Source organism: Microbacterium candidum (genome assembly GCF_030315975.1).
In the GTDB taxonomy this organism is placed as follows: domain Bacteria; phylum Actinomycetota; class Actinomycetes; order Actinomycetales; family Microbacteriaceae; genus Microbacterium; species Microbacterium candidum.
The window spans coordinates 179,129-198,983 of sequence record NZ_JASXSZ010000003.1 but is presented as its reverse complement, the minus strand read 5'-3'; the positions used below and the strand labels follow the sequence as shown (position 1 = coordinate 198,983).

The following is a 19,855-nucleotide window of genomic DNA, read 5'->3' as shown; positions in this document are numbered from 1 at the left end:
GGTCCGGCGCGACCGCCGGACCTGCGAACCCAGAGGTCTCAGCTCCCCGTGACACCCTGCAGTTCGCCCAGCAGACCGAACACGCGGTCGTCCATCTCCACCTGCGCCATGACGACGCAGATCGTGCCGTCCGGATCGACGAAGAAATCCGTCCCCAGGCCTCCCGACCAGCCGAACCTCCCGCGGTGGGCGCCGTCCGTCACGATCGAGACGCCGTATCCCCAGCCCGTCCCCGCCCAGAACCCGGGGAAGAAGCTGTCCTCCGCCTTGGCCGCGGCGGGGACCTGATCGCGGCGCAGCTCGGCGACGAGCTCCCGCTCGATCAGGAGGCCGTCCCTCAGTGCGCGCAGGAACGCGCGGTAGTCGGCGACCGTCGAGACGAGTTCGGAATGACTCACGTCGAACGGTGCGGGGGCGACGGAGAAGCCGGCTCCCGCGGGCTCGGTCTGCGTCAGCCCCTCAGCCGTGCGCCGGAACGCCGCGAGGAGACGGTCCTCCTCGCCGGGCCGCACCGTGAACCCGGTGTCGACCATCCCGGCGGGATCGAAGACGGTCGCACGGAGGACCTCCTCCGCCGTGCCGTGACCGACGCGTCCAAGCAGGATGCCGAGCACGCCGAAGGAGTGGTGATAGCGCCATCCGTCCCCCGGGTCGAACGCGAGCGGGAGCGCCGCCATCCTGTCGAGCCACTCCTGCGCGCCGAACGGCACCGGCTCCGCGCCCGCCTCCACCCCTGCCTCGACCATCGCCGTCCGCAGCGCGGAGTCGGTCGTCATCATCCCGTAGCCGGAGGTGTTGGTCAGCAGGTGGCGCACCGTGATCGGCCGGAGGGCAGGACGGGCCTCGTCGAGCGGCGCATCGGGGTGCGGCAGAGCGAGTGGAGCGCTGAGCTCGGGCAGCCAGGCGTCGACGGGATCATCCAGCGCAAGGATGCCGTCCTGCACGAGTCGCAAGGTCGCGACCGCTGTCACCGCCTTCGTCATCGACTGGATGCGGAAGACGGCGTTCGGACTGATCTCGGCGCCGTCCGGGGAGACACGCCCGATGGCGACCGGGTCGTCGTCTCCGTATGCGCCGACGGCGCCGGGAATCGTTCCCGCCCTCACGTGGCGGATGAGGACGTCGCTCAGAGTCTCGGGCACGTGAGGCCTTTCGTCGGTGGCCGGCGGTCCGGTCAGCGTAGCGTCAGTTGCCGACGGCCCAGCCGTATCGGCGGTGCAGCTCCGCCGCGATGCGCGTGAACCGGTCGAGGTCGAGTGCCGCGGCCTCCCGGCGCATTCCCTTCCGGTGGACGAGGTAGAACTGGTCGACGTCGACCCAGGACGGCCGACCCTGGGCGTCCCACGGACCCGAGCCGATCGGCAGGAAATCGCGCTGCCCGTCGTGGGCCTTGCTCGTCAGCTTCACGGCGTAGACGGTATCCGCATCCCGCCGCCCGATGACGAGCACGGGACGGTCCTTTCCGCGGCCGTCCCGCTCCGCATACGGCACCCACGTCCAGACGACCTCCCCCGCATCCGGGACCGCATCGCGCACGGGGGCATACGTGATCCGCAGGGCGTGACGGCCCGGCGGATCGATCTCGACCGTGGCCGCCGCGCCCGCGCGTCCTGGTGTGTCGAGGCCGCCCGAAGGGGCGGGCGCGGCCGTCCGCGCCGGGGTGCGCGACGGGAACAGGAAGCTGAAGATCGACGAGAGGATGCCACGGGCCACCCGCTCACGATAGCCGGGCGCCCCTCGCCCGGACGCGCGCACGGGGCGCCGCGCGAGTGCGCGGCGCCCCTGGACGGTATTCGCGGCGATCAGATCCGCGCGTCGAGCAGGTAGCCCTCCTCGCCGTGGACGACGGTGTCGACGCCGGCGATCTCGTCCTCGTTGGTGATGCGGAAGCCCATCGTCTTCTGGATGACCCAGCCGATGACGTATGCGATGACGAACGAGTAGATCAGCACGCTGAACGCTCCCACCGCCTGCACACCGAGCTGCTTGAACGAACCGGTGTCGAGCAGGCCGATGCCCGCGCCGAAGATGCCGATGTACAGCGTGCCGATGACACCGCCGACGAGGTGGATTCCGACCACGTCGAGCGAGTCGTCGAACCCGAGCTTCCACTTCATCTCGATCGCGATGGCGCAGATCGCGCCGGTGATGAGCCCGAGGACGATCGCCCATCCGGGCGTGAGGATGTTGCACGCCGGGGTGATGGCGACGAGGCCCGCGACGGCGCCGGACGCGGCCCCGATCGAGGTGGGCTTGCCGTCCTTCATCTTCTCCACGACGAGCCACCCGATCGTCGCGGCGGCGGGGGCTGCCAGCGTGTTGATCCAGGCGATGGCGGCGACGCCGTCGACGGCGCCCTCCGACCCGGCGTTGAACCCGAACCAGCCGAACCACAGGAGCGCGGCGCCGAGGAGCGTCAGCGGCACGTTGTGCGGCTTGTGCAGGCCCTTCTGGAAGCCGACGCGCTTGCCGAGCACGAGGGCGAGGGCGAGGCCTGCAGCTCCCGCGTTGATGTGCACCGCGGTGCCGCCGGCGAAGTCGTTGACGCCGAGGACCTGCACCAGCCATCCGTTCTGCAGGTTGAACACCCAGTACGCGACCGGGAAGTACACGACCGTGACCCAGATCCCTGCGAACACCATCCACGCGCCGAACTTCACCCGGTCGGCGATGGCACCGGAGATCAGGGCGACGGTGATGATCGCGAAGGTCGCCTGGAAGCCCGCGAACGCGAGCGAGTTCAGGTCGGGGCTCATCGCCCCGCCCTTGCCGATCCCGAGGAACTTCTCGAGCCCGATGAATCCGTCGAAAGGGTTGCCGAGCACGTGCGGGATGAGGGGCGTGCCGAAGGACAGGCCGTAGCCGTACAGCATCCACAGGACGCCGACGAGCGCGATCGCGCCGAAGCTCATCATCATCATCGAGATGACGCTCTTCGCCTTGACCATGCCTCCGTAGAAGAATGCGACGCCGGGAGTCATCAGCAGGACGAGGGCCGCCGCGACGAGGAGCCAGAGCGAATTCACGGATGTCTTCGCGTCATAGCTCGCAGCTGCTGCCAGGAGGTGCATGAGGGGAACCGCCTCTCAAGGGAACTCGGGTATCCCGAGCCGCGTGCTGAGCGACTCGGTGTAGCGAGTTTGCTGAGAGGACGTTTCCGGAGGCCGGTCCGCGTGTTTCGCGCCCGTTACAGGCTCCGCCGGCGTGTGAACATCACGTTTCGGCGGTTCAGTCGAGCGTCAGGGCCACCAGGCGCGAGATGGCGCGCAGATACTTCTTCCGATAGCCGCCGGCGAGCATCTCCTCGCCGAAGACCAGGTCGAGGCTCGTACCGGTCGCGCGAATCGGGATCTGCGCGTCGTAAGCGCGATCGACGAAGGCGACGAAGCGCAGCGCCGCCGACTGGTCATCGAGGACGGCGACGTCGCGGAGGCCGATCAGGTCGAGCCCGTCGAGCAGCCGGATGTAGCGCGAGGGATGCACGCGTGCGAGATGCGCGACGAGGTCGACGAACGCGTCGTCCGAAGCGAGACCGTCGGCCGCGGCATCCGCCACCGCCTTCTCGTAGGCGGGCTCGCCGAGCACTGCCGCGTGTCCGTCCAGAGCACGGTGCCGATAGTCGGTGCCGTCGATGCGGATCGTCTGGAAGCTCTCCGCCATCGCGTGGATCTCGCGCAGGAAGTCCTGCGCGGCGAACCGGCCTTCGCCGAGGGCGTTGGGCGGGGTGTTGGATGTCGCGGCCAACCGCGTCCCGGAGCCCACGAGCTCGCCGAGGAGCCGCGTCATCACCATCGTGTCGCCCGGGTCGTCGAGCTCGAACTCGTCGATGCAGAGGAGGTCCGCGCCCCGGAACAGCTCGACGGTCTTCTGGTAGCCGAGAGCGCCGACGAGGGCGGTGTACTCGATGAAAGAGCCGAAGTACTTCCGGCGCACCGGCATCGCGTGGTAGATCGACGCGAGGAGGTGCGTCTTGCCGACGCCGAATCCGCCGTCGAGGTACACGCCCGGCTTCGCCTCGGGCGCCTTCTTGGCGCGGCGGAAGAATCCGCCCTTCACAGGCTCCGCGCCGAGGCCCGCGAACCGCATCAGCAGCTCCTTCGCCTCCTGCTGGGACGGGAACTCCGGATCGCCGCGGTACGAGTCGAAGGTGGCCGCGGCGAACTGCGGCGGCGGGACGAGGGAGGCGATCATCTCGGCTCCGCCGATCTGCGGCGCGCGGTCGGCGAGGTGGACGACACCTGTTTCAGTGGGCATTCCTGTGACGCTGTCTTAAGGATCGGGCGCGACGCGCGCGCAGGCGGAATAGGGTCGTAGAGCGACGCATCAACCCTACGCCGCGTCCTCACACGCACCCGACCCGAGGAGCCTCCCGTGACCGTCGACCTCGACACGTCGTCCGCCAAGTTCGCCGAGTACGCGCATCCCGATCGCCTCGTCACGGCCGAATGGCTCGAGGCCCGCCTCGGCGAGCCCGGGCTCGTCGTCGTCGAGTCGGATGAAGACGTGCTCCTGTATGAGACCGGTCACATCCCGGGCGCGGTGAAGGTCGACTGGCACACGGAGCTCAACGACCCCGTCATACGCGACTACGTCGACGGAGCGGGCTTCGCGGAGCTCCTCAGCCGCAAGGGCATCTCCCGCGACGACACCGTCGTCATCTACGGCGACAAGAACAACTGGTGGGCCGCCTACGCGCTGTGGGTCTTCTCCCTCTTCGGCCACGAGGACGTGCGCCTCCTCGACGGCGGGCGCGACGGCTGGATCTCCTCCGGCCGCGCGATCACGACAGAGCCGACCGTGCGCGATCGCACCGACTACCCGATCGTCGAGCGCGACGACAGCGTGCTGCGCGCCTACAGGGAAGACGTCCTCGCCCACTTCGGGTCACCGCTCATCGACGTGCGCTCCCCCGAGGAGTACACCGGCGAGCGCACCTCGGCGCCGGCCTACCCTGAGGAGGGCGCTCTGCGCGGTGGGCACATCCCCACGGCACGCAGCATCCCGTGGGGGCGCGCGGTCGCCGAGGACGGCACCTTCAAGACACGCGAGGAACTCGACGCCATCTATCGCGGCGAGGCCGAGCTGAAGGACGGCGACCCCGTCATCGCGTACTGCCGCATCGGCGAGCGGTCGAGCCACACGTGGTTCGTGCTCCAGCACCTTCTCGGCTTCGCCGATGTGCGCAACTACGACGGCTCGTGGACCGAGTGGGGCAGCGCGGTGCGGGTGCCGATCGCGACAGGTGCTGAGCCCGGTGAGGTGCCTGCACGCTGACGGGTCCCGCGTTGGGGGCGCATGGGAGAATGGAGGCGATGACCGCCACCGCCCTCCCCGCCTCCCTCGCCGACATCCGCGACGAGTTCCTCGAGCTCCCGGAGGACGAGCGTCTTCAGCTCCTCCTGGAGTTCGCCAACGAACTCCCGGCGATCCCGGCCGAGTATGAGGGGCACCCTGAGCTGCAGGAGCGCGTCGTCGAGTGCCAGTCCCCCGTGTATATCGTGGTCGACGTCGACGATGACGACGTCGTCGCGATGCACGCCACCGCGCCGCGCGAGGCGCCGACGACCCGCGGGTTCGCGAGCATCCTCGCGCAGGGGCTCACGGGGCTCACCGCCGACCAGGTGCTGGCCGTTCCGAGCGACTTCCCACAGTCCATCGGCCTGACGCGTGCGGTCTCGCCGCTGCGGATCTCCGGCATGACGGGCATGCTGATGCGTGCGAAGCGCCAGGTCGCGGCGAAGCGCCGCGGCGCCTGAATCAGCCCTGCGGCGCCAGTTCGTGCCGCCGCAGCCAGGATGTGATCGCTGCGCTCCAGCGCTCCTGGTCGTAGTTCCACAGCTTCGTGTGGCGCGCCACGTCGAAGGAGTCGAGTTCGACGAGGTCGGGCCGGGCTTCGGCGAGCCGGTGGGACGCGTCCGAGGGGACGAACCCGTCGTCGTCGCTGTGCAGGATGAGGATCGGATGCCGCAGCTCGGCCGCGCGCGCCACCACGTCGAGACTGTCGAACGGGATGGCGCCCCCCGTGCGCGTGAGCGGTGTCGCCCACGGCGACTGCAGTGCGCCCATCGCGAGCCCGGCGACGGTCCCCGGGATGTGCATCTGGCTCGCCTGGTAGTCGAGGACGATCCGCCAGTCGACGACGGGCGACTCCAGGACGATGCCGGAGATGAGGTCCCGATGCGCGGAGCCGAGCGCGACCTGGAGCGAGATCGCGCCGCCCATCGACCAGCCCATGAGGATGACGCGGCGGGCGCCGTGCCGACGCGCGTAGCCGATGGCGGCATCCACGTCGCGCCATTCGGTCGAGCCGAGACCGTACGTCCCCGTGCGGCTGCGGGGCGCCTCGCCGTCGTTGCGGTAGGACACGACGAGCGACGTGATGCCGAGCGCGTGGAAGACGGGGATCGCGCGCAGGCACTCGGCCCGGGTCGTGCCGCGACCGTGCACTTGGATCACCCACGTGTCTCCATCGCCCGCCGGGAACAGCCAGGCGGGGCACGGGCCGACGCTCGAGCCGATGAGCTCCGCTGTGTACGGCAGGTGCAGCTGCTCCGGGTGGTCGTAGTACCAGCCGCTGAAGGCGGCGTCCGGGCTCAGCCGTGACTGCGCGCCGACCTGCGTCAGCAGCTTCCGCTTGACGGTCGTCGCGTCCTGCGAGAGCACGGACCCGAGCTTCACGTAGCTCTCCGTGCCCGTCGTGAACAGCCCGTACCGTCCTGGCAGCTCCGTGTCGGGCGTGCGCGCGAGGGTGATCGTCTGCGCAGCGATGTCGAGATCGACGATGCGCGTGTCGGCTTTACGGCGGGCGGGCGTGACGACCTCGCGCGCGACGCGCAGCGACAGGATGGCGAGTGCTCCGAGGACGACGCCGAGAGCCGTGCTCAGCACGGTCAGAGCGATCCGGATGCCGGTCGCCAGGCCGGGTTCCGCGCCGGTGCCCGCGGCGCGCCTGAAGGGCTTCATAGAGCGCTCACTTTAGTCTGTGGACGTGAGTGACCGCCGTCCGCCGGGTCCGGCATCGTTCGCCCGGGCCGAGGCAGAGGTGCGGGCCGCGGTCCTTCGCGCCGATCTGGCGGTCCGCGAGATCCCGGCGCCCACGGGCCTCGCGCCCGACGCCATGGCGCTCGCCGGCGATGTCAGGCCCGACGGCGACGGCGAATCGCCGTACGGAACCGGACGGTTCATCCTGCTCCACGATCCCGCGGAGCCGGTCGCGTGGGACGGCGCTTGGCGCATCGTGTGTCTGGCGCAGGCCCCGCTCGAACCTGAGATCGGCGTCGATCCGGTCCTGGCCGACGTCGCGTGGTCGTGGCTCGTGGACGCACTCGCCGCCCACAACGCGCAGCACCACGCCGCTGCGGGCACGGCCACCAAGACGATCTCCAAGGGTTTCGGTACGCTCGCCCAGGAGGGTGACGGCGCTCAGATCGAGGTGCGCGCATCCTGGTCGCCGGACGGCGACCTCTCCGCTCACGTCGAGGCGTGGGCGGAGTTCGTGTGCATGCTGGCGGGGCTCCCGCCCGGATCGGAGGGTATCGAGGTGTTCGGCGCGCGGAGGTCTCGTGGCTGATTACGACGTGATCGAGGATGCCGACGGCCTCCGGGCCGCATCCGCCCGACTCTCTGCAGGGTCCGGCCCCGTCGCCGTCGACGTGGAGCGGGCATCGGGGTTCCGCTATTCGCAGCGCGCCTACCTCGTGCAGGTGTTCCGGCGGGATGCCGGCGTGTTCCTGTTCGATCCCCCGGCCATCGGCGACTTCGTCGCGCTGGAGGACGCGATCGGCGGCGAGGAGTGGATCCTGCACGCCGCCAGCCAAGACCTTCCTTCGCTGCGCGAGCTCGGGCTCGAGCCGCCGTCGATCTTCGACACGGAGCTCGCCGCCCGCCTGCTCGGCCATGAGCGCGTGGGACTCGGCGCCGTCGTCGAGGACACGCTCGGCATCACGCTGGCCAAGGAGCACTCGGCGTCCGACTGGTCGACCCGACCGCTCCCCCAGAGCTGGCTCGAGTACGCGGCACTGGATGTCGAATACCTCGTGGACGTCCGCGAAGCCCTCGTGCAGGAGCTCGCCGAGCAGGGCAAGACCGGGTTCGCCTCCGAGGAGTTCGCGTCGGTCCTCGCCCGCCTGCCGAAGCCCCCGCGCGAGGACCCGTGGCGACGGCTCAGCGGGCTGCACACCGTGCGCGGTCGACGCAATCTCGCAGTGGCACGCGCCCTGTGGCTCTCCCGCGAGGAATACGCCCGCGAACAGGACGTCGCGCCCGGCCGGCTCGTGCCGGATCGCGCGCTCGTCGCCGCCGTGCGGGCCGAACCCGCCACCAAGCGCGATCTTGCCGGCGTCAAGGAGTTCACCGGGCGCGCGTCGCGCAGCCAGATCGATCGCTGGTGGACCGCGATCGAAGAAGGCCGCGCCGCGACCGACCTCCCGGTCGAGCGGATCCCGAGCGACTCGCCTCCGCCGCCCCGCGCGTGGTCGGACCGCAACCCCGCCGCCGACGCCCGGCTGAAGGTGGCGCGGCCGCGTATCGAGGCCCGCGCCGAAGAGCTGCACATGCCGACCGAGAACCTCCTCACCCCGGAGCTCCTGCGCCGCGTCGCCTGGAATCCGCCGGCCGTGATCGACGTTGCGTCCATCGGGCGCTCTCTGGCAGATCTCGGCGCTCGAGAGTGGCAGATTGCGCAGACTGCACAGCTGATCGCGGATGCGTTTGTGGAATCCGTGCACGGCGTGCCAGCGGCATCCGAGCCCGTTTCATAGATTCGGACAAGCGATTTGGTGAGACTCAGTCTCACCGTAGGCTGTACTCAATCCCAAACTTTGGAGGCAGAGTGGCCGAGATTTCGGACGTCTTCTTCGTCGACGGCATGCGCACCCCCTTCGGGCGCGCCGGCGAGAAAGGCATGTACTGGAACACGCGCGCTGACGACCTCGTCGTCAAGTCGATCATCGGACTGATGGAGCGCAACCCGAACGTCCCCGGCGATCGCGTCGACGACGTGGCCATCGCCGCGACGTCGCAGACGGGCGACCAGGGCCTCACGCTCGGTCGTTCCGCGGCTATCCTCGCGGGCCTTCCGATGACCGTCCCCGGCTTCGCGATCGACCGCATGTGCGCCGGCGCCATGACGAGCGTCACGACGATGGCGGGCTCGATCGGCATGGGCATGTACGACGTCGCCCTCGCCGGCGGCGTGGAGCACATGGGCCGTCACCCCATCGGCGCCAACGCCGACCCGAACCCGCGCTTCGTCGCGGAGCGGATGGTGGACCCGGGCGCCCTCAACATGGGCGTCACCGCCGAGCGCATCCACGACCGGTTCCCGCACCTGACGAAGGAGCGCGCCGACCGCTACGGGATGCTGAGCCAGCAGAAGGCTCAGGCCGCCTACGACGCCGGCAAGATCCAGCCCGACCTCGTGCAGGTCGCGACCAAGGACAACGAGGGTGCGTGGGGTCTCGCGACCGAGGACGAGGGTCGCCGCCCGGAGACCACGATGGCGGGGCTCGCCGCCCTGAAGACGCCGTTCCGCCCGCACGGCCGCGTCACCGCGGGCACCTCGTCGCCCCTCACCGACGGAGCGACGATGAGCCTGCTCGCAGGCGGCGCCGCCGTGAAGGAGCTGGGCCTCCAGCCGAAGATGCGGCTCGTCTCCTACGCGTTCGCCGGCGTCCAGCCGGAGATCATGGGCATCGGTCCGATCCCGTCGACCGAGAAGGCGCTGAAGAAGGCCGGGCTCGACATCTCCGACATCGGCCTGTTCGAGCTGAACGAGGCGTTCGCGATCCAGGTGATCTCGCTGCTCGACCACTTCGGCATCGCCGACGACGACCCCCGCGTGAACCAGTGGGGCGGCGCCATCGCCCTCGGCCACCCGCTCGCCGCCTCCGGCGTGCGCCTCATGATCCAGCTCGCGGCCCAGTTCGCCGAGCGCCCCGATGTCCGCTACGGCCTCACGGCCATGTGCGTCGGACTCGGCCAGGGCGGCTCGGTCATCTGGGAGAACCCGCACTACAACGGCAAGAAGAAGTAAGGGCAGAGGGTATGACGAACTACGACGAGATCGACTTCTCGCCGCTCGAGGTCTTCGCCGACGACGAGGTCGTCACGCACTCTTATGTGCGCGACGTCCGCCTCGCCTCGGGTCGCACCCTCGCGCTCGTGACGCTGGACAACGGCCGCGACCACACACGCCCGAACACGCTCGGACCGGCGACGCTCAAGGAGCTCGGCGCGACGCTCGACGCCCTGAAGGCGCGTGCGTCCGCCGGCGAGATCCAGGCGGTCGGCATCACCGGCAAGCAGTACATCCTGGCCGCCGGCGCCGATCTCAGCGACGTCGCCCGCATCCCTTCGAAGGAGATGGCCAAGCTCATCGCGCAGCGAGGGCACCAGGTGCTCGGGTCGCTGTCCGACCTGGGCGTCCCGGTGTTCGCGTTCGTCAACGGGCTCGCACTCGGCGGCGGTCTGGAGATCGCACTGAACTCCACCTACCGCACGGTGGACGCCTCGGCCGCGGCGATCGCGCTGCCGGAGGTCTTCCTGGGCATCATCCCCGGCTGGGGCGGCGCCTATCTCCTGCCGAACCTCATCGGCATCGAGAACGCGCTCGAGGTCGTGATCTCGAACCCGCTCAAGCAGAACCGCACGCTGAAGCCCCAGCAGGCCTTCGACCTCGGCATCGTCGATGCGATCTTCCCGCCGGCGACGTACCTCGAGGACTCTCTGCGCTGGGCCGACGGAGTGCTGTCGGGCTCCGTCAAGGTGGAGCGGAAGAACGAGCCCGGCAAGATCGAGCGCCTCACGAAGTGGCCCATCGCGATCAAGATGGCCCGTGGCATGCTCGAGAGCCGCATCGGCACGGTCCCCCGCTCCCCCTATGCCGCGCTCGACCTGCTCGACAAGGCGAAGAGCGGCACCAAGGCCGAGGGCTTCGCCCGCGAGGACGAGGCGCTGTCGGAGCTCATCACCGGCGACCAGTTCGCCGCATCCATGTACGCCTTCGATCTCGTGCAGAAGCGCGCGAAGCGTCCGGTCGGCGCGCCCGACAAGGCGCTCGCCAAGAAGGTGACGAAGGTCGGCATCATCGGCGCCGGGCTCATGGCGAGCCAGTTCGCCCTGCTGTTCGTGCGCAAGCTGCAGGTGCCAGTGCTGATCACCGATCTCGACCAGTCGCGCGTCGACAAGGGCCTCGCCTACATCAACGACGAGATCGACAAGCTCGAGGCGAAGGGCCGTCTCGACGGCGACGCCGCCAACCGCCTGCGGGCGCTCATCCACGGCACGACCGACAAGACCGAGTACGCGGACTGCGACTTCGTCATCGAGGCCGTGTTCGAGGAGATCGGCGTCAAGCAGCAGGTGTTCGCCGAGATCGAGCCGATCATCGCCGAGGACGCGATCCTTGCGACCAACACCTCGTCGCTGTCGGTGGAAGAGATCGGCGCGAAGCTCGCTCATCCGGAGCGTCTCGTCGGCTTCCACTTCTTCAACCCGGTGGCGGTCATGCCGCTCATCGAGATCGTGAAGACGCCCGCGACGAAGGATGCCGCGCTCTCGACGGCGTTCGTGGTCGCCCGCGGCCTCGGCAAGAACGCGGTGCTCACCGCGGACGCGCCGGGCTTCGTCGTGAACCGCCTCCTCGCGAAGGTCTTCGGCGAGGCCGCGCGGGCGCTCTACGAGGGCACGCCGCTGCTGACGGTGGAGAAGGCCTTCGAGCCGCTCGGCCTCCCGATGAAGCCGTTCCAGCTCATCGACCTCGTCGGCTGGAAGGTCGCCGCGCACGTGCAGGACACGATGGCGAACGCCTTCCCCGAGCGGTTCTACGCGAACGCGAACTTCCACGCGCTCGCCGAGCTGCCCCAGGTCGTGGAGAAGGACAAGGCCGGTCGCGTGACCGGCTGGACCAAGGACGCGCAGAGGGTGCTGAAGGATGCGGTCGGCTCCTCGCCCGCATCCGAGGCGGAGATCCTGCGTCGCGTGCAGGACGGCCTCGCTCAGGAGATCAAGCTGATGCTGGACGAGGGTGTCGTGCCCGAGGTCGAGGACATCGACCTGTGCCTCATCCTCGGCGCCGGCTGGCCGTTCATCGACGGCGGCGCGTCGCCGTACCTCGACCGCGAGGGTGCGTCGGAGCGCGTGTTCGGCGACACGTTCCACCACCCGGCGATCCGCGGGGTCGCCAACCGCTGATCCATGCAGCACGCCGGAAGGGCGGTCCTCCGAGATCGGAGGCCCGCCCTTCCGCTGTAGTGTGCTGAACATGTTCAGTACCGACGCCCCGATGACGAAGAGCGAGCGAACCCGGGCACAGCTGCGCGAGATCGCGCTCCGGTCGTTCCGGGAGCGGGGGTACGACGATACGACGATCCGCCTCATCGCCCAGGAGGCAGGGGTCTCCGTCGGGACGACGCATTACCATTTCGCGTCGAAGAACCATCTGGTCCAGGAGCTGTACCTCGATGTGCAGGAGGGACATCGCGCGGCCGCCGAACCTGGTCTCGCGGCATCCACCGATCTCGTCGACCGCGTCGGCATCGTCTACCGCACCGGGCTCGACCAGCTCGAGCCGTACCACGGCTTCGCACCGGGCTTCCTCTCCGCGGCCGTCTCCCCCAGATCGCCGATCAACCCGCTCTCGGACGACTCCGCGCCCGCGCTGGCGATCGTCGAGGGACTCTTCCGCGAGGCCGTGGATGGGGCGGACGACCGGCTCCCCGCGGATCTCCGCGACGCCCTGCCGCAGGCACTTGTCATCGGACACCTGCTGCTCGCGATGTTCTGGGTCTACGACTCCTCGCCAGGACAGAGGCGCACGCGGCTGCTCCTCGACCGAGGGCTGCGTCTGCTGCGCCTCGGCCTGCCGCTCGCACGGCTTCCGATCATGCGGGCTCCCCTGCGCGAGCTCCTCGGGCTCATCGCCGACGTCAGAATCGGCAGCACGGCAGGATAGTCCACAGCCCGGAATCGGCTCCCCGCGAGACGGCTGCGCGGCGTACGCCGCCCCCGCCCGCTCGCCTCCGCCGCGGTCGGTCCGTCAGCGCGGTTCGGCGGGCCCGACGACGGGCACGACCCCCGTGTCGCCGGACACCCCGCGCGCGAACGGAAGCTTCGCGCCCGACACCATCGCCGTGACGTCGCGCGCGATCTGCTGCGGCGTGAGACCGACGCGTTCGAGGATGTCGCCACGCGAACCGTGCTCGAGGAACTCGTCGGGCAGGCCGAGTTCGGTGACCGCCGTGTCGACGCCCGCTTCGCGCAGATCCTGTCTGATGCGGGTGCCGATGCCACCCACGCGGACGCCGTCCTCGATCGACACGACGAGGCGATGGGCCGCAGACAGCTCGATGACGCTGCTCGCGACGGGCACGACCCATCGAGGATCCACCACGGTCGCGCCGATGCCCTGTGCGGCCAGGAGGTCGGCGACGGCGAGGCCCGTCGCAGCCATCGGCCCGACGGTGACGACGAGGACGTCCTTGACCTCGGCCTCGCGCAGGATGTCGACGCCGTCATCCGTGCGGCGGACCGCGTCGATCTCCCGTCCGACGTTCCCCTTCGGGAACCGGAGCACGGTCGGCGCATCCTGCACCTTCACCGCCTCCGCGAGCTCTTCGGTGATGCGGGTGGCGTCACGGGGAGCCGCGATGCGGATGCCGGGCACCACCTGCAGGATCGCGAGGTCCCACACGCCGTGGTGACTCGGGCCGTCGGGGCCTGTCACGCCGGCGCGATCGAGGACGAAGGTCACTCCCGCGCGATGGAGGGCGACATCCATCAGCACCTGATCGAAGGCGCGGTTGATGAACGTCGCGTAGAGGGCGACGACAGGATGCAGTCCCCCGAAGGCGAGACCCGCCGCGGCCGTCACCGCGTGCTGCTCGGCGATGCCGACGTCGAAGACCCGGTCGGGGAACCGCTCCGCCATGCGGTGCAATCCGGTCGGCTGGAGCATGGCCGCAGTGATCCCGACGAGCCGCGGGTCGGCGTCGGCGAGCCCGACGAGCGAGTCGGCGAACACGGCGGTCCACGAGGGGGCTGAGGGGCTCTCGAGCGGCTCGCCGGTCTCGGGATCGATGATTCCGACGGCGTGGAACTGATCCGCGACATCCTGACGCGCCGGCTCGTAGCCGCGGCCCTTCTCGGTGATCGCGTGCACGATGACCGGGGCTCCGTAGTTCTTGGCCTGACGCAGCGCCGCCTCCATCGCGTGCTCGTCATGGCCGTCGACCGGGCCGACGTACTTGATGTCGAGGTTGGAGTAGAGCGCCTCGTTGTCGGTGAACCGCGCGAGGAAGCCATGCAGACCGCCGCGGACGCCGCGATAGAACGCCTTGCCCGGGTCGCCGAGCCTGTCGAAGGCGCGGCTGCTGGACAGATGCAGATTGCGGTAGGTCTGCTTCGTGCGGACGGAGTTGAGGAAGCGCGCCATCCCGCCGATCGTCGGCGCGTAGGAGCGGCCGTTGTCGTTGACGACGATGATGAGCTTGCGCGTGTTGTCGTCGGAGATGTTGTTGAGCGCCTCCCACGTCATCCCGCCCGTCAGCGCGCCGTCGCCGACCACCGCGACGACGTAACGGTCACTCTGCCCGGTCATCTCGAACGCCTTCGAGATGCCGTCCGCCCACGACAGCGAACTCGAGGCGTGCGAGGACTCGACGATGTCATGCACCGATTCGGAGCGCTGCGGATAGCCCGCGAGGCCTCCAGTCTGGCGCAGGGTCGAGAAGTCCTGGCGACCGGTCAGCAGCTTGTGCACGTACGACTGGTGACCCGTGTCGAACACGATCGCGTCGCGCGGCGAGGAGAACACGCGGTGGATTGCGAGGGTCAGCTCGACGACGCCGAGGTTCGGTCCGAGGTGCCCGCCGGTACGGGCGACGTTCTCGATGAGGAACTCGCGGATCTCTGCCGCGAGCAGATCCACCTGCTCCTCTGAGAGTGCGTCGAGGTCGCGAGGACCCGTGATCGTCTCGAGAAGCGTCATCGACAGAAGGCCTTTCACGCGGTGACGGATGCCGCCGCATCCGTCGATTCTACGCGACGAGGCCGGCGACCCTCGGGTCACCGGCCTCGCGTCGGTCGCTCAGACGAGCGAACGCAGCACGTACTGCAGGATGCCGCCGTTGCGGTAGTAGTCGGCTTCGCCGGGCGTGTCGATGCGGACGACCGCGTCGAACTCGACGGTCTGCTTGCCCTCCGGCGAGAACTCGCTCGGCTCGGCGACGACGTGCACGGTCTTCGGGGTCGTGCCCTCGTTGAGCTGCTCGAGGCCGCTGATCGAGACGATCTCCGTGCCGTCGAGGCCCAGCGAGTCGGCGGTCTCGCCGGCCGGGAACTGCAGCGGCACGACGCCCATGCCGATGAGGTTCGAGCGGTGGATGCGCTCGAAGCTCTCCGTGATGACCGCCTTGACGCCGAGCAGGCTCGTGCCCTTCGCCGCCCAGTCGCGCGACGAGCCGGAGCCGTACTCCTTGCCGCCGAAGATGACGAGCGGGGTGCCCTGCGCCTGGTAGTTCTGCGACGCGTCGTAGATGAACGACTGCGGGCCGCCGGCCTGCGTGAAGTCGCGCGTGTACCCGCCCTCGACGCCGTCGAGGAGCTGGTTCTTCAGGCGGATGTTCGCGAAGGTGCCGCGGATCATCACCTCGTGGTTGCCACGGCGCGAGCCGTACGAGTTGAAGTCCTTGCGGTCGACCCCGTGCTCCGTGAGGTAGCTGCCCGCGGGGCTGTCGGCCTTGATGGAACCGGCCGGCGAGATGTGGTCCGTCGTGACCGAGTCTCCGAGCTTCGCGAGCACGCGCGCACCCGAGATGTCGCTCACCGGCGACGGCTGCATCGTCATGCCCTCGAAGTACGGGGGGCGACGGACGTACGTCGACTGCGCGTCCCACTCGAAGGTCTTGCCCTCGGGCGTCGGCAGCGTGCGCCAGCGCTCATCGCCGGCGAAGACGCTCTCGTACTGCGAGACGAACATATCCTTGTCGATCGACGAGTCGATCGTGGACTGCACCTCGGCGGCATCCGGCCAGATGTCGCGCAGGAACACGTCGTTGCCGTCCTGGTCGGTGCCGAGGGCGTCGACCTCGAAGTCGAAGTTCATCGACCCGGCCAGCGCATAGGCGATGACGAGCGGCGGCGACGCGAGGTAGTTCATCTTCACGTCGGGGTTGATGCGGCCTTCGAAGTTGCGGTTGCCCGACAGCACCGCGGTGACGGCGAGGTCGTTCTGGTTGACCGCCGCCGAGACCTCCTCGATGAGGGGGCCCGAGTTGCCGATGCACGTCGTGCAGCCGTAGCCGACCGTGTAGAAGCCGAGGTCCTCGAGGTCCTGCGTGAGGCCGGACTTCTCGTAGTAGTCGGTGACGACCTTCGATCCGGGCGCGAGGGTGGTCTTCACCCACGGCTTGGCCTTCAGGCCCTTCTTCACCGCGTTGCGAGCCAGGAGGCCCGCCGCAAGCATGACCGACGGGTTCGACGTGTTGGTGCACGACGTGATCGCGGCGATCGTGACGGCGCCGTGGTCGATCGTGTACTCCGTGCCGTCGGCCTGCACGACATGCGTCGGCTTCGAAGCCGTCGCCGGTGCGTGGCTGTGGTGGTGGTGGATGTGGATGCTGTTCGCATCCGCAGGCGAGTTCGCCGGCGGGTCGGACGCCGGGAAGGACTCGGCGATCTCGAGGTCGACGAGGTCGTGCTCCACGTCCGCGTAGTTGCACAGGTCGCGCTCGAACTGCTCCTTCGAGTGGTTGAGCTCGATGCGGTCCTGCGGGCGCTTCGGACCGGCGATCGACGGGACGACCGTGGCGAGGTCGAGTTCCATGTACTCGCTGTAGGTCGGCTCGTGCGCGGCGTCGTGCCACAGGTGCTGGGTCTTGGCGTAGGACTCGACCAGCGCGACCTGCTCGTCGGAACGGCCGGTCAGGCGCAGGTAGTCGAGCGTGACGTCGTCGATCGGGAAGATCGCTGCGGTCGAGCCGAACTCCGGGCTCATGTTGCCGATGGTCGCGCGGTTCGCGAGCGGGACGGATGCCACACCCTCGCCGTAGAACTCGACGAACTTGCCGACCACACCGTGCTTGCGCAGCATGTCGGTGATCGTGAGGACGACGTCGGTCGCGGTCACGCCGGTCGGGATGGAACCGGTCAGCTTGAAGCCGACGACCTTGGGGATGAGCATCGACACGGGCTGGCCGAGCATCGCGGCCTCGGCCTCGATGCCGCCGACGCCCCAGCCGAGCACGCCGAGGCCGTTGACCATCGTCGTGTGCGAGTCGGTGCCGACACAGGTGTCGGGGTAGGCGCGGAGAACGCCGTCGACGGTGCGGTCGTAGATGACCTTCGCCAGGTGCTCGATGTTGACCTGGTGGACGATGCCGGTGCCCGGCGGGACGACCTTGAAGTCGTCGAAGGCGGTCTGGCCCCAGCGCAGGAACTGGTAGCGCTCGCCGTTGCGCTCGTACTCGATCTCGACGTTGCGCTCGAGAGCGTTGTCGGAGCCGAACAGGTCGGCGATGACGGAGTGGTCGATGACCATCTCCGCGGGCGAGAGCGGGTTGATCTTCGCGGGGTCCCCGCCGAGCGCCACCATCGCCTCGCGCATCGTGGCGAGGTCGACGATGCAGGGCACGCCGGTGAAGTCCTGCATGATCACGCGCGCCGGCGTGAACTGGATCTCCGTGTCGGGCTCGGCCTCGGCATCCCACGACCCGAGCGCCTGGATCTGCTCCTTCGTGACGTTCGCACCGTCCTCGGTGCGCAGCAGGTTCTCCAGCAGCACCTTGAGGCTGAACGGGAGCTTCGCGTAGCCGTCGACGGAGTCGATGCGGAAGATCTCGTAGTCGGTGCTGCCGACCGTCAGGGTGCTCTTCGCACCGAAGCTGTCAACCGTGGACACGTGTCGTCTCCTTCATCGGCGGCGGGGACGGGCTTCGCGCCCGCAGACCCATCCTTCCCCGCTCGGACGGCCACGGCTAGTGAGGTCCGCCTAACCGCTTCGCGGGGGGAATTTATCTTGATGTCGAGATAAATGTATCACTTCGCCGGCGCATCCCCGCCGGCATCCGGTGCCTTCGGGTACAGCGCGCGGACGGCGAGCCACGTGACGGCGACGAGCGGCGCGAAGAGGGGAAGCCCCAGGACGAGCTTGGCGATCCCGAGCGTCCCGGTGTCCTGCGCGATGTACAGCGGCAGCTCGACGGCGAGGCGGACGAAGAACAGTGCGGCCCACGCGATCGTGAGCCAGAAATAGACGCGGCGCTTGCGCGCGTCCTCGCGCCACGCCGTGCCCTCCCCCATCAGCCAGCCGGCGGCGAGGCCGATGAGGGGCCAGCGCACGATCGCCGACACGAGGAAGGCGAGGCCGTACACGGCGTTGGTGATGAGCCCGAGGAGGAAGTTGTTGGCCGCGTTCCCCGTCCACAGTGCGAGCGCCGCCGCAGCCGCTGCGGCGATCAGCCCGCCGATCGCCGCCGTCGCCTGCGAGTGCGTGGCGAGGCGGATGAGCGTGAAGACCGCGGCGAGTCCGACCGAGAGCCCGATCGACAGGAGGAGGTTGCCCTGCCCCTTCGCATCCAGGGTCAGTCCCCACACGACGACGAAGACGAGGGTCGGCAGGACGCTCTCGAGGATGCCGCGCCATCCGCCCATCGCCGCCCACACGACGTGGCCGGTCGACGACTGCTTGGCGGGATCGAGGCCCGCGCGACGAGCGGCGTTGCCGAGCGCGGCGCCGATGAGATCGGAGGCCGAGGGCTCGGCGTCGCGGGGCTCCTCCCCCGCCGCCTCGCCCGATTCTCTGTCCGTCACGCCACGCCCGGGGTCGACGGCATCTTCAGCGGGATGAGGTCGCGCGGCGGCATGGGGCTTCCCCCGCGGACGACGACGATCGAGCGGAAGAGGTCCTCCACGAGGGCCGCGGCCTCGACGTCGCTCGTCGCAGCGCCTCCGATGACGCCGCGCAGGAACCAGCGCGGGCCGTCGACGCCGACGAATCGCGCGAGTCGCTTGCCGGCGGTGCCGTCGGCACCGGCCATGACCGGGACCTCAGCGAGGAGCTCAGGCCCGAGGGGGCCCTCGCGCTCCTCGACGCGGCCGCCCTGCTGGCGGATCTGCTGACGGATCTGCTCGCGGGTCTCCTCCCAGAGCCCCGTGGTGCGCGGCGCCGCGAACGGCTGCACCTGCAGCGTCGACTCGGCGTAGTCGAGTCCGACCGCGACGATCCGCTTCGTCTGCTCCTCGACTTCGAGACGCAGGTTCAGGCCTTCACGCGGGAGCACCTTGATCCCGCCGAGGTCGATGTAGGGCCGTACCGGGTTCGCCTCCGAGTCGTCGAACGGGCCGGTCACGGCGCGGTCCTCGGGGGCCGACTTCGGCTCTTCCGGTGCGGCAGACGCATCCGTCATGCGTTGCTTCCTTCCTGGATCTGGTAGCCGGTCGAACCGAAGCCGCCGTCGCCGCGGACGCTGTCGGGAAGCTCGTCGACCGGGATGAAGCGCGCGCGCGGCACGGGCATGACGATCAGCTGGGCGATGCGATCGCCGACCTGGATGTCGTAGGCCTCGCGGGCGTCGGTGTTCAGCAGCGCGACCTTGATCTCGCCGCGGTAGCCGGCGTCGATCGTGCCCGGCGCGTTGACGATCGTGATCCCGTGCTTGGCGGCGAGGCCGCTGCGGGGCACGACGAATGCGGCATGGCCCTCGGGCAGGGCGATCCGCACGCCGGTGCCGACGAGCGCGCGCTCGCCCGGCTGCAGCCGGACGGACTCCGCGGCGATCAGATCGGCCCCGGCGTCACCGGGGTGCGCGTAGGCCGGAAGCTCGGGGGCGATAATGAGGACGTCCACGGTTTCGGTCAC

Annotated in this window: 17 protein-coding genes; 7 read left to right on the top strand and 10 right to left on the bottom strand. The window is 69.4% G+C overall.

Features of this window, described 5'->3' with window-relative positions:
- Positions 1–38: 38 nt before the first annotated feature.
- The 4 genes from QSV35_RS10340 to zapE all read right to left on the bottom strand — a co-directional run bounded on the left by QSV35_RS10340 (position 39) and on the right by zapE (position 4,254).
- Positions 39–1,142, bottom strand: coding sequence for a serine hydrolase domain-containing protein (locus QSV35_RS10340; RefSeq protein ID WP_286288664.1), 1,104 nt, complete (start codon positions 1,140–1,142; stop codon positions 39–41).
- Positions 1,143–1,185: 43 nt separating this feature from the next.
- Positions 1,186–1,713 (bottom strand): type II toxin-antitoxin system PemK/MazF family toxin, encoded by a 528-nt coding sequence (locus QSV35_RS10335; protein WP_286288663.1) that lies wholly within the window; start codon positions 1,711–1,713, stop codon positions 1,186–1,188.
- An 89-nt stretch (positions 1,714–1,802) separates the two neighbouring features.
- Positions 1,803–3,071 (bottom strand): ammonium transporter, encoded by a 1,269-nt coding sequence (locus QSV35_RS10330; RefSeq protein WP_286288662.1) that lies wholly within the window; start codon positions 3,069–3,071, stop codon positions 1,803–1,805.
- Positions 3,072–3,228: 157 nt separating this feature from the next.
- Positions 3,229–4,254 (bottom strand): cell division protein ZapE, encoded by a 1,026-nt coding sequence (gene zapE / locus QSV35_RS10325; RefSeq protein WP_286288661.1) that lies wholly within the window; start codon positions 4,252–4,254, stop codon positions 3,229–3,231.
- A gap of 117 nt (positions 4,255–4,371) precedes the next feature.
- Here zapE and QSV35_RS10320 point away from each other — a divergent pair, with 117 nt between their 5' ends.
- Positions 4,372–5,274, top strand: a complete 903-nt coding sequence (locus QSV35_RS10320) for a sulfurtransferase (protein ID WP_286288660.1) — start codon at positions 4,372–4,374, stop codon at positions 5,272–5,274.
- A 38-nt stretch (positions 5,275–5,312) separates the two neighbouring features.
- A complete protein-coding gene (locus QSV35_RS10315; protein WP_286288659.1) occupies positions 5,313–5,756 on the top strand; it encodes a SufE family protein in 444 nt (147 codons plus the stop codon).
- 1 nt (position 5,757) lies between these two features.
- On the opposite strand, the gene QSV35_RS10310 is transcribed toward QSV35_RS10315, so the two are convergent.
- Positions 5,758–6,963, bottom strand: a complete 1,206-nt coding sequence (locus tag QSV35_RS10310; RefSeq protein ID WP_286288658.1) for an alpha/beta hydrolase family protein — start codon at positions 6,961–6,963, stop codon at positions 5,758–5,760.
- 25 nt (positions 6,964–6,988) lie between these two features.
- Here QSV35_RS10310 and QSV35_RS10305 point away from each other — a divergent pair, with 25 nt between their 5' ends.
- From QSV35_RS10305 to QSV35_RS10285, 5 genes are all read left to right on the top strand, one after another.
- On the top strand, positions 6,989–7,570 hold the full coding sequence (locus tag QSV35_RS10305; protein ID WP_286288657.1) for a DUF3000 family protein: 582 nt from the start codon (positions 6,989–6,991) through the stop codon (positions 7,568–7,570).
- Positions 7,563–8,759 (top strand): ribonuclease D, encoded by a 1,197-nt coding sequence (locus tag QSV35_RS10300; RefSeq protein ID WP_286288656.1) that lies wholly within the window; start codon positions 7,563–7,565, stop codon positions 8,757–8,759. The genes QSV35_RS10305 and QSV35_RS10300 overlap by 8 nt, the downstream gene beginning before the upstream one ends.
- A gap of 71 nt (positions 8,760–8,830) precedes the next feature.
- The gene (locus QSV35_RS10295; protein ID WP_286288655.1) at positions 8,831–10,033 is read left to right on the top strand and encodes a thiolase family protein; all 1,203 of its coding nucleotides are present in this window, start codon (positions 8,831–8,833) and stop codon (positions 10,031–10,033) included.
- A gap of 11 nt (positions 10,034–10,044) precedes the next feature.
- Complete coding sequence (locus tag QSV35_RS10290) at positions 10,045–12,192, top strand: 3-hydroxyacyl-CoA dehydrogenase NAD-binding domain-containing protein (protein WP_286288654.1); 2,148 nt, start codon at positions 10,045–10,047, stop codon at positions 12,190–12,192.
- A 70-nt stretch (positions 12,193–12,262) separates the two neighbouring features.
- Positions 12,263–12,952: a TetR/AcrR family transcriptional regulator gene (locus QSV35_RS10285; protein WP_286288653.1), complete on the top strand. Its 690-nt coding sequence runs from the start codon at positions 12,263–12,265 to the stop codon at positions 12,950–12,952.
- 84 nt (positions 12,953–13,036) lie between these two features.
- On the opposite strand, the gene dxs is transcribed toward QSV35_RS10285, so the two are convergent.
- From dxs to dut, 5 genes are all read right to left on the bottom strand, one after another.
- The gene (gene dxs, locus QSV35_RS10280) at positions 13,037–14,986 is read right to left on the bottom strand and encodes a 1-deoxy-D-xylulose-5-phosphate synthase (protein WP_286288652.1); all 1,950 of its coding nucleotides are present in this window, start codon (positions 14,984–14,986) and stop codon (positions 13,037–13,039) included.
- A 99-nt stretch (positions 14,987–15,085) separates the two neighbouring features.
- Positions 15,086–17,896, bottom strand: coding sequence for an aconitate hydratase AcnA (acnA, locus tag QSV35_RS10275; RefSeq protein WP_286288651.1), 2,811 nt, complete (start codon positions 17,894–17,896; stop codon positions 15,086–15,088).
- A gap of 137 nt (positions 17,897–18,033) precedes the next feature.
- Positions 18,034–18,807, bottom strand: coding sequence for a DUF3159 domain-containing protein (locus QSV35_RS10270; protein WP_286288650.1), 774 nt, complete (start codon positions 18,805–18,807; stop codon positions 18,034–18,036).
- Positions 18,804–19,403: a DUF3710 domain-containing protein gene (locus tag QSV35_RS10265; protein ID WP_286288649.1), complete on the bottom strand. Its 600-nt coding sequence runs from the start codon at positions 19,401–19,403 to the stop codon at positions 18,804–18,806. The genes QSV35_RS10270 and QSV35_RS10265 overlap by 4 nt, the downstream gene beginning before the upstream one ends.
- Positions 19,400–19,855, bottom strand: a complete 456-nt coding sequence (dut, locus tag QSV35_RS10260) for a dUTP diphosphatase (protein ID WP_286288648.1) — start codon at positions 19,853–19,855, stop codon at positions 19,400–19,402. The genes QSV35_RS10265 and dut overlap by 4 nt, the downstream gene beginning before the upstream one ends.

Coding starts and splice junctions, on each gene's coding strand:
- QSV35_RS10330 (WP_286288662.1), bottom strand. CDS start 3,071: ATGCACCTCCTGGCAGCAGCTGCGAGCTATGACGCGAAGACATCCGTG.
- zapE (WP_286288661.1), bottom strand. CDS start 4,254: ATGCCCACTGAAACAGGTGTCGTCCACCTCGCCGACCGCGCGCCGCAG.
- QSV35_RS10315 (WP_286288659.1), top strand. CDS start 5,313: ATGACCGCCACCGCCCTCCCCGCCTCCCTCGCCGACATCCGCGACGAG.
- QSV35_RS10310 (WP_286288658.1), bottom strand. CDS start 6,963: ATGAAGCCCTTCAGGCGCGCCGCGGGCACCGGCGCGGAACCCGGCCTG.
- QSV35_RS10290 (WP_286288654.1), top strand. CDS start 10,045: ATGACGAACTACGACGAGATCGACTTCTCGCCGCTCGAGGTCTTCGCC.
- QSV35_RS10285 (WP_286288653.1), top strand. CDS start 12,263: ATGTTCAGTACCGACGCCCCGATGACGAAGAGCGAGCGAACCCGGGCA.
- dxs (WP_286288652.1), bottom strand. CDS start 14,986: ATGACGCTTCTCGAGACGATCACGGGTCCTCGCGACCTCGACGCACTC.
- QSV35_RS10265 (WP_286288649.1), bottom strand. CDS start 19,403: ATGACGGATGCGTCTGCCGCACCGGAAGAGCCGAAGTCGGCCCCCGAG.